Source organism: Rhizomicrobium sp. (genome assembly GCF_056722145.1).
Map to the genome: position 1 here is coordinate 1 of NZ_JBWZET010000131.1, position 9,020 is coordinate 9,020.

Here is a 9,020-nt window from a genome sequence, read left to right on the forward strand (position 1 = left end):
GCCAGTGCGCCGACTACGGCTATGGCTCGATGGTGATCCAGTCGGGCGAACGCGCCGACAAGAAGTTCATCGATCTGGTCGCTGCCGCGGTCGCCCGCATCAAGGCCGAGACCCGTACCGCGCAGCAGCCCGACGGGCTCGGTATCACGCTCTGCATCGGCCAGCAGTCCTACGAAACCTATAAGCGGCTCTACGATGCCGGGGCGCACCGCTACCTGCTGCGGATCGAGACCACCAATCCGGCGTTGTTTGGCAAAATCCATCCTGCCGACCAGTCCTTCCAATCGCGGGTCGAGTGCCTCGGCATGCTGCGCGACATCGGCTATCAGGTCGGCACCGGCGTGATGATCGGCCTGCCGGGCCAGACGCTGGAAAACCTCGCCGACGACATCCTGTTCTTCTCCAAAATGGATATAGACATGATCGGCATGGGGCCATTTATTCCCCATCCCGGCACGCCGTTGGGCGACGAGCCTGTCGCCAGCGTGCCCGATCGTGTCCAACTCGCCCTTCTGATGATCGCGGCGACCCGTCTGAAGCTTCGGGACGTGAACATCGCGTCCACCACGGCTTTGCAGGCGCTTGATCCGGTCGGGCGCGAAAAGGGCTTGCGCTTCGGCGCCAATGTGATCATGCCCCAGATGTCGCCCACCGACGTGCGGGCCGATTACCAGCTATATCCCGGCAAGCCGTGCCTGGATGAGAACGCCAAGGAATGCCAATCCTGCCTCAACATGCGAATCGAGTTTGCCGGTCGCAAGATCGGGCTTTACGCTTGGGGCGATTCCCAACACGCCGTGAAGCGGCTGAAGAGTGATGAGCAATCCCACTGAGCAGCCCCGCCGCGAGCGCGACGGCCTGGGTGAAGTCGAGATCGAAGCCGGCGCCTTGTGGGGCATCCACACCCAGCGGGCGCTGGCCAATTTCCCGCACACCGGCCGACGGGTGCCGCAGCTCCTGATCGCCTCGATCGCGGTGGTCAAGCACGCCGCCGCAGTAACCAATGCCGAACTCGGCTTTCTCGCCCCCGATCTTGCCAAGGCGATCGTCAAAGCCTGCGCCAAAATCTGCGAGGGCGGGCCGGAGATGGAACGGCATTTCCCGCTCGACGCCTTGCAGGGCGGGGCGGGCACCTCCACCAACATGAACGTCAATGAGGTGATCGCCAATTTGGCGCTGATCGACCTCGGCCTCAAGCCGGGGGCCTACGCCAACGTCCATCCGCTGCATCACGTCAACCGCCACCAGTCGACCAACGACGTTTATCCGACGGCACTCAGGATCGCCGCCATCGCCGGCGTGCGCAATCTGTCGAACGCCTTGGCCAAGCTGCAGGGCGCGTTCCAAGTCAAGGAAACCGAATTCCAGGCGATCCCCAAGATGGGGCGCACCGAGCTGCAGGCGGCCGTGCCGATGACGCTCGGCCAGGAGTTTTCCGCCTTTGCCGAAGCCATCGCCCGCGACCGCTGGCGCACCTTCAAGTGCGAGGAACGCCTCAGGCTCTGCAATATCGGCGGCACCGCCATCGGCACCGGATTGACGGCGCCGCGCAGCTTCATTTTCCGCATCATCGAGGTCCTGCGGGCCCTGACCGGCATGGGCCTGTCGCGCAACGAGAACGTGATCGATGCCACCGCCAATGCCGATGCCTTCGTCGAAGTGTCCGGCATCCTGAAAGCCTCGGCGGCCAATTTTGCCAAGATCGCCGGCGATTTGCGGCTGCTGCATTTTCTCGGCGAAATCGCGCTGCCGCCGCTGCAGGCCGGGTCTTCGATCATGCCGGGCAAGATCAATCCGGTGATGACCGAAAGCGTCATGCAGGTGGCGATGGCCGCCCGTGCCAACGACATGATCGTCACCGATTGCGCCAGCCACGGAACCCTGCAGATCAACGAATTCATGCCGATGATCGCCTATGCGCTGCTCGATACCATCACCATGCTGGAATCGGCGGCACGGGCGCTGACCCGGCATGTGGAAGGCATTGGCGCCAACGCCGAGCGCTGCGCCGCCTATCTCGCCGACAGCCCGACGCTGGTTACCGCGTTCCTGCCCAAGATCGGCTACGAGCGCGCCGAACAGCTGGCCAAGGAATTCGCCGCCGCTCACGAACAGAATTCGTCGCTCACTCTGCGCGCCTTCCTGGTGTTGAAGCTCGGCCAGCCGATGGTCGACGAAGTGCTGGCGGCGCCCAATCTCATCAAGCTGGGTCATACGGAATAGCATGTCGGATCTTCCTGCCGCTCCCAAAGCCTCACGCCTGCACATCGGCATCGCCGGACGCGTCAACGTCGGCAAGTCGTCGTTCCTCAACACGCTGGCGGGCCAGGACGTCGCCATCACCTCGGCGGTGCCCGGCACCACCACCGACGTGGTCGAAAAGACCATGGAGCTGTTGCCGCTCGGGCCGGTGACCTTGATTGATACCGCCGGTTTGGACGACACCTCGGAGCTTGGGTCCGCCCGCGTGGAGATGACCAAGAAGGCGCTGCGTCGCGCGGACATCCTGGCCATCGTCGTCACCGCCGACGCCTGGAGCGAATATGAGGACGGCCTCGTCAATGCCGCCCACGCCGCCAAGGTGCCGGTGCTGGTCATCATCAACAAGATCGACCTCAAAGAACCGTCGAGCGATTTCCTGTCGCTGATCGACGTCAAGCGCCTCAGCTGGATTTCCGGCAGCGCCGTCGGCCCGACCCGCGAGAACTTCCGCGATGCCTTCAAGGACGCGGTGCGCGGCCTGTTGCCGACCCTGTTCACAGCGCCGCCGACGTTGCTCGGCGATCTCATGCCGGCCGGCGGCCTCGCCGTCATGGTGGTGCCGATCGATCTTGGCGCGCCGGCAGGGCGCCTGATCGTGCCGCAGGTGCAGTCCTTGCGCGATCTTCTCGACAATGATGCGGCCGCGCTGCTGGTGAAGGATCGCGAATACGCCGCCACGCTGCAGCGGCTTGCGAGTCCACCCGATCTCGTGGTCTGCGACAGCCAGGTGGTGGCGCGCGTCGTCGCCGATACCCCGCCATCGATCCCGCTGACGACCTTCTCCATTCTGTTTGCCCGTTTCAAAGGCGAACTCAACGCGTTGGCGCGCGGCGCCGGGGTGCTGAACCGTCTGAAACCCGGCGATCGCATCCTGATCGCCGAAGGCTGCTCGCATCATCCCTTGGAAGACGATATCGGCCGCATCAAGATTCCGCGCTGGCTGCGCCAGTACGCCGGTTGCGAACTCGACATTACGTCCTGTGCCGGGCACGACCTGCCCGCCGACATCGGGTCCTTCCGGCTGGTGATCCATTGCGGCGGCTGTGTCATGACCCGACAGGAAATGCTGGCGCGGATGGGCGAGGCCGAGCGGCACGACACGCCGATGACCAATTACGGCCTGGCAATTTCGGTACTCCAGGGCGTTTTGGAGCGGGCGCTGTCGCCATTCCCGGATGCCTTGGCGGCTTTTCGTGACACTTCGACACCCTAAATAGCCAATCGGACTTGCAAGTCAGTTATAATTGACTAGCTATTCCCTGCACTGCTCATGGCAATTCGCGGCGGTCTTCGCTAGAGGACGGCCGAGTCCATAAAAATTTCCAGGATTTCCCATGCCTTTAGGACGCGAGGATACATTGCGAGCTGGTCTTGACACGGGGGTCAGCGGCTGGCGCCGCCACATGACCCCGCGGATGCGATGGGTTCTCATCATTTCAGCTGTGGTTTTCACGCTGTTAATCCTATGGCTGAAGTTCGTGCCCTGGCTGTTCATGAACGTCCTCATGTCCAAGAGCGACTTCATCCAGCCGCAGGCGGTTTCGGCCGCCCATGCGACGCGGACGCCTTGGCAGTTACAAGTGCGGGCCGTCGGCACGCTGCATGCCGTTCAGGGCGCCGACCTCGCACCCGAAGTGGCCGGCATCGTCACCCGGATCGGTTTCAAGCCGGGTGAAGACGTTGCCGCCGGTCAGATACTGATCCAGCTTCGTGACGACAGCGATCGCGCCCAGCTTGCTGCCCTGCGTGCCGCCGCCGAGCAGAACACACTCACCTATCGGCGCAATGTGGCGCTGGCCAAGTCCAACGCGATCTCGCCGCAGGCCTTCGATATCGCCACAGCCAACATGAAATCGGCGGTAGCCCAGGCCGACGCCCAGGCCGCCCTGGTTGAAAAGAAAGCGATCCGCGCGCCGTTCGCCGGCCGGGTCGGCATCCGTCAGGTCGATGTCGGCCAGTACGTCAATGCCGGCAATGTTGTCGTTACCCTGCAGCAACTCGATCCGATCGACGTCGATTTCACGATTCCCCAACAGCAGCTGGCGATTCTGAAGGCCGGCGATCCGGTCATTGTCACCTCGGACGGCGTTCCGGGGCGCACTTTCCAGGGCCGCGTCCTGGCGCTGGATCCCAAGGTCGATCCGGTCACCCGCAATGTGCGTGTGCGCGCCGAGGTTTCCAATCCCGACAAAACGCTCATTCCGGGAATGTTCGCCACCGTGGTGACCGCGGTCGGCAGCGCGCAGCCGCGGTTGACCCTGCCGCAGACCGCCATCAGCTACAATCCCTACGGCGATGTCGTCTATGTCGTGACCCCGTCCAAGAACGAAAAGGGCAAGGACATCCTGGTCGCCGACCAGCGCTTCGTGACGGTCGGCGAAACCCGCGGCGATCAGGTCGCGGTGCTCTCGGGCATCACCGAGAAGGATTTGGTGGTCACCACCGGCCAGCTCAAGCTCAAGAACGGGGCGGTGGTCTTCATCAACAACAGCGTGAGACTGCCCAACAATCCCGCGCCCAATCCGATCCAGCAGTAGGCGTCGCCGATGAACTTTACCGATATTTTCATCAGGCGCCCCGTCCTGGCAATCGTGGTGAGCCTGGCGATCTTCGTGATCGGCCTGCGCGCGATCCTCGGATTGCCGGTGCGCCAATATCCGGTGATGCAGAATGCGGTGGTGACGATCTCCACCGCCTATTACGGAGCCAGCCCCGAAACCGTGGCCGGCTTCATCACCACGCCAATCGAAAACGCGGTCGCCCAGGCCGACGGCATCGACTACATGTCGTCGAAGTCGGTCCAGGGCGTCTCGACCATCACGGTGAACCTGCGCCTCAACCAGGACGCCTCCAAGGCCCTGGCGCAAATCATCACCCAGGTCAACTCGGTCAAGAACCAGATGCCGCCGCAGGCGCAGGCCTCGGTGATTTCCATTGCCGTCGGCCAGTCGACCGCGGCAATGTACATGACCTTCAACTCCAAGGTCCTGCCGACCAACAAGATCACCGACTACCTGATCCGCGTGGTTCAGCCGCAATTGCAGGCCGTGCCCGGCGTGCAGCAGGCCCAGATTCTCGGCGCCAAGACCTTTGCCATCCGCGTCTGGCTCGATCCGCAGAAACTCGCCGCCTACAACCTGACGGCCGCCGACATCTACACCGTGCTCGGCGCCAATAACTATCTGTCCGCCGTCGGCCAGACCCGCGGCCAGATGGTGCAGGTCAATCTGACCGCCGACACCAATCTGCACTCGGTCGACGAGTTCAAGAACCTCGTCATCAAGTCGACCGACGGGGCTTATGTCCGTTTGTCCGACGTCGCCCAGGTGACGCTCGGCTCGACCGACTACGACTCGCGCGTGACGTTCGACGGCAATCCCGGTGTCATCATTGCGATCAACGTGACCCCGACGGCCAACGTGCTCGATGTGATCAAGGGCGTGCGCGACGTCATGCCGGGGATCAACGCCCAGCTTCCGAGCGGCCTCACGTCGTTCATCGCCTATGACTCGACCAAGTTCATTTCGTCGGCGATCAATGAAGTGGAGTGGACGCTTGGCGAGGCGATCGTCATCGTCATCCTCGTCATCTTCGTGTTCCTCGGTTCGCCGCGGGCGGTGATCATCCCGATCGTGACCATTCCGTTGTCGCTGATCGGCGCGGGCATCATCATGCTGGTGATGGGCTTCACCCTGAACCTGTTGACGCTGCTCGCCTTCGTGCTCGCGATCGGTCTTGTCGTCGACGATGCCATCATCGTGGTGGAGAACGTCTCGCGACACATCGAAGAGGGCCGCAGCCCGATGGATGCTGCGATCCTCGCCGCCCGCGAATTGGGCGGCCCGATCATTGCCATGGCGATCGTGCTGGTGGCGGTGTACGTGCCGATCGGCTTTCTCGGCGGCCTCACCGGCACGCTGTTCACCGAGTTCGCCTTTACCCTGGTCGGTGCGGTGGTGATTTCGACCATCGTGGCGCTGACCTTGTCGCCGATGATGTCGAGCCGTCTTTTGCGGTCGCACACGGCCACCAAGTCGGATATCGAAAAGCGCGTCGTTGCCTATATCGACGAGAAGTTCGATCGCCTGCATTCCGCTTACCAGCGCGCCCTGCATGGTGTGATGAACCAGTTGCCGGTGGTGGTCGTGTTCGCCGCCATCATCTTCGTGATGATCGGCTTTTTGTTCACCTCGTCGAAATCGGAGCTGGCGCCGAACGAAGACCAGGGCTTCATGCTGGCGATGGTGACCCCGTCGCCGACATCGACGCTGGAACAGTCGATCATCTGGCAGGACCAGGCGCTCAAGATCGCCCAATCCTTCCCCGAGACCGACCATGTGTTTCAGGTCGCTTCGACCAGCCAGAACATCATGGGTATCGTGCTGAAGCCGTGGGATGAACGCCATCGCTCGGCCGATCAGATCCAGCAGTCGCGCAATCCCAAGGACAAAACGCTGCAAGGCGACTTGTCCAAGCTTGCGGGCGTGCGCGCGGCAGCGTTCCAGATCCCGCCGCTGCCGGGTCCGGGCGGCCTGGGCGTGCAGTACGTCATCAAGACCACCCAGGGCTTCAGCCAGCTCAACGACGTGACCCAGAAGATCGTTGACGCGGCCAACCAGTCGGGCGCCTTCTTCTATGTCGACTCGAGCCTGAAATACGACAACCCGCAGGTCATCGTTCAGATCGATCGCGACAAGGTCGCCGGCATGGGCCTGACCATGAGCGACGTCGGCAACGCAATGACCTCGATGCTCGGCGGCGGCTATGTCAACTACTTCGACCTGTCGGGCCGCGCCTATCAGGTCATCCCGCAGGTGCAGCAGAACTTCCGTCTCAACCCCGACCAGCTCTCGACCTACTACATCCGTGCGTCGGCGACCGGCACCAGCATCCCGCTTTCGACGGTGGCGACCCTCAAGAGCACGGTCACCCCGGAATCGCTCGACCACTTCCAGCAGCAGAATTCGGCGACGCTGACGCTGATCCCGCGCGCCGGGATGACCACCGGCGAGGCGGTCGATGTCCTCAACGGCATCGCCCAGAAGGTCATGCCGCCGGGCTATACCGTCGACTATGCCGGCGCCACCCGCCAGTACATGCAGGAATCGAGCGCGCTGATTCAGACCTTCTTCTTCGCGCTGATCATCATCTTCCTGGCGCTGGCGGCGCTGTTCGAAAGCTTCCGCGATCCGTTGACGATCCTGATCTCGGTGCCGATGTCGATCTGCGGCGCCCTCTTGTTCGTGGCGCTCGGCATCGGCGGGGCGTCGCTCAACATCTACACCGAAGTCGGCCTCGTCACCCTGATCGGCCTGATCTCCAAGCACGGCATCCTGATCGTGCGTTTTGCCAACGACCTGCAGGCGCAGGGCATGCTCAAGCGCCAGGCGATCGAAGAGGCCGCCGCGATCCGGCTGCGTCCGATCCTGATGACCACCGCCGCCATGGTGCTCGGCGTCATGCCGCTGATCCTGGCTTCGGGGGCGGGTGCTGCGGCGCGCTTCAATCTCGGTCTCGTCATCGCTTCGGGCTTGGCGATCGGCACGCTGTTCACGCTGTTCGTGGTGCCGTCGGTCTACCTGATGATCGGCCAGGACCACAACAAACACGCCGTGGCCCTCGACGAACCGCCGGGCTGATCCTTCCCTCATTGGAAAACGCAAAAGGCCGCCTCACCGGGCGGCCTTTTTTGTTGGCACGAAGTCTGTCACCTCTTCGCGGCGCGCGGACGCGCTGGCTCGGTCGAGGATGACAGCTGGGGTTTGCTCACAGCTATGCGGATATCGAAAAAATGGGGAAACCTCCCGCAGACTTCAAGGGGAGTTTTTCGGGGTGCGGCACGAGCGCATTCGTGTCGGCGGCGCCGTCGCTTAGATCGTAAACGACTGCGATTGCTTCGCGGGCGCGAGCGTTCTGCGAGAAAAATATTCGCACCCGCCAAAGAAAAAGGGCCGCCGGGAAGGGTGGCGGCCCAGGTCAGGCAGGGAAAGGTACGCGCAGAACTTACCAATTGGTCATGGCGCCGCCCTGTTCCAGCCGGTTCACCGGCAGGTAGGCACGCTTGTAGGGGTATTTGGCGGCTTCGGTCTCGTCGATGTCGACGCCGTGGCCGGGGGCCTCGCCCGGGTGCATGAAGCCGTCTTCGAAGCTGTAGCCAATCTTGAAGATGCTCTCCATCTGCTCCGAATGGGGCATGTGCTCCTGGATGCCGAAATTGTGGATCGCGGTATCGAAGTTGAGGGCGCAGCCCATGGTGATCGGCGACAGGTCGGTCGCGCCATGGAAGCCGGTCTTCACATTGAAGAGATCGGCGAAGTGCGCGATCTGGCGGAGATGGGTGATGCCGCCGGCGTGAACCAGGGTCGAGCGGATGTAGTCGATCAACTGTTCCTGGATCATGGTCTTGCAGTCCCACACCGAATTGAAGATCTCGCCGATGGCGAGCGGGGTGGTGGTGTGCTGACGCACCAGGCGGAAATTCTCCTGATTGTCGTCGTCGACCGAGTCTTCCATCCAGAACAGACGGTAGGGCTCAAGGTCCTTGCCGAGACGGCCTGCTTCGATCGGGGTCAGGCGGTGATGGACGTCATGCAGCAGGTGAATGTCGTCACCGAGCGCCAGACGGCCGGCTTCAAACAGCTTCGGCGCAGCGCGCATGTATTTTTCGGTCGACCACACATTCTCGGTCGGGATGTCGGCATCGGCCGGCTCATAGGCTTCCTTGCCATGGGCAACGCCATAGGTCGAAGCCAAGCCCG

Annotated in this window: 6 protein-coding genes; 5 read left to right on the top strand and 1 reads right to left on the bottom strand. The window is 62.7% G+C overall.

What is annotated here, in order from left to right:
- The 5 genes from AC1P6P_RS07410 to AC1P6P_RS07430 form a co-directional block, all read left to right on the top strand.
- The coding region (locus AC1P6P_RS07410; RefSeq protein ID WP_481401794.1) for a radical SAM protein at positions 1-833 on the top strand (833 nt) is incomplete at its 5' end.
- Positions 817-2,223 (top strand): aspartate ammonia-lyase, encoded by a 1,407-nt coding sequence (locus AC1P6P_RS07415; protein ID WP_481401795.1) that lies wholly within the window; start codon positions 817-819, stop codon positions 2,221-2,223. The genes AC1P6P_RS07410 and AC1P6P_RS07415, both read left to right, overlap by 17 nt.
- A gap of 1 nt (position 2,224) precedes the next feature.
- Positions 2,225-3,475, top strand: coding sequence for a [FeFe] hydrogenase H-cluster maturation GTPase HydF (gene hydF, locus AC1P6P_RS07420; RefSeq protein WP_481401796.1), 1,251 nt, complete (start codon positions 2,225-2,227; stop codon positions 3,473-3,475).
- 292 nt (positions 3,476-3,767) lie between these two features.
- Positions 3,768-4,799 carry an efflux RND transporter periplasmic adaptor subunit gene (locus tag AC1P6P_RS07425; RefSeq protein ID WP_481401797.1) on the top strand — a complete coding sequence of 344 codons (1,032 nt, stop codon included), beginning with the start codon at positions 3,768-3,770 and terminating at the stop codon, positions 4,797-4,799.
- A 9-nt stretch (positions 4,800-4,808) separates the two neighbouring features.
- A complete protein-coding gene (locus AC1P6P_RS07430) occupies positions 4,809-7,901 on the top strand; it encodes an efflux RND transporter permease subunit (protein ID WP_481401798.1) in 3,093 nt (1,030 codons plus the stop codon).
- A gap of 364 nt (positions 7,902-8,265) precedes the next feature.
- Here the strand turns inward: AC1P6P_RS07430 and AC1P6P_RS07435 are convergent.
- On the bottom strand, positions 8,266-9,020 hold a 755-nt coding region (locus tag AC1P6P_RS07435), incomplete at its 5' end, for an enolase C-terminal domain-like protein (RefSeq protein WP_481401799.1).